At 75.5% G+C, this 984-nt stretch carries 1 pseudogene; it reads right to left on the bottom strand.

The annotated features are described in order from the left end of the window. Nucleotides 1-752 (bottom strand): annotated as a pseudogene (locus FNX44_RS27140) (hypothetical protein); the annotation flags it as partial. Nucleotides 753-984 lie beyond the last annotated feature (232 nt).

Raw genomic sequence — 984 nt, 5'->3', positions numbered from 1 at the left:
TCCCCGCCGTCGCCACCGTCCCCGTCCCCGTTGCCGCCGTTCCGGCCGCCGTTCTGCGTTCCGCCCGGGTCGCCGCCGCCGTTCTCGCCGCCCCGCTGGTCGCCGTCCCGACCGCCGTCCGGCTCGTCGGGAGTGCCGCCGTCGCCGTCCCCGGGTGTACGCCCCGTGGCGGCCTCCCAGAGACCGGAGGCTACGACGACAAACGGACGCGTGGCCGGGGCCCTGCCTTTCGCCTCGCTGCACGGCCAGGTCTCCAGCGAGTGGCAGACAGCGCGCAGATCGGCGGTGATGCGGACCGTGGCACCGGTGCTCGGCAGGATCCGGACCGCGACCGCGCAGCGTCCGGAGGGCGCCAGGGTCACCGGCGTGGCCGTGCACACCGCGACGTTCTCGGTCCGGCAGGCGCCGAGGGCCCCGGCGTTGACGACCGACACCCGGGTCAGCGTCACCGGGACGCCTCCGTCGTTCCTGATGACCGCGCAACCGGTGGTGCCGTCGGTGAACTCGAAGGAGCCGTCCAGCGAGACGCCGGGCAGGCGCACCACCGCCGCCCGGGGCGCCGGCGTACCGTTCCCGCCGCCGTTTCCGCCTCCGCCGTCCGCCTGACCGGTCGGGCCGGGTGTGGGGTCGGTTTCCGTCCCGTTCGAGCCGCCCGTGCCCAGCGTGCGCGCGATCAGGACCGTACCGGCGACGAGCACCAGCACCGCGACGACGGCGAGGGCGAGGTGGAGCGAGTAGCGACGGATGTTCACGGCGTTCTCCGTCCGACGGCCCGACGATCTCCCGCTGATCGTCCGACGTGCGGGCCCTGTGAGTCGCCAAGCCGCGCCCGCCTACGCCGACCGGAGCAACCGACGCCACCGGGACGGCCACGTGGAGGCTCCCGCCTGACGGAGCCTCCGGTGAACCCGAGGACCGGCCGGGAAACGGCTGTCGGCGCGTCACCTCGGGGGTGGCGCGCCGACGGGTTCCCGGGGGTGGGGC

The organism is Streptomyces alkaliterrae (assembly GCF_007097205.2).
Classification (GTDB): domain Bacteria; phylum Actinomycetota; class Actinomycetes; order Streptomycetales; family Streptomycetaceae; genus Streptomyces; species Streptomyces alkaliterrae.
This window is presented reverse-complemented; position numbering and strand designations above follow the sequence as displayed.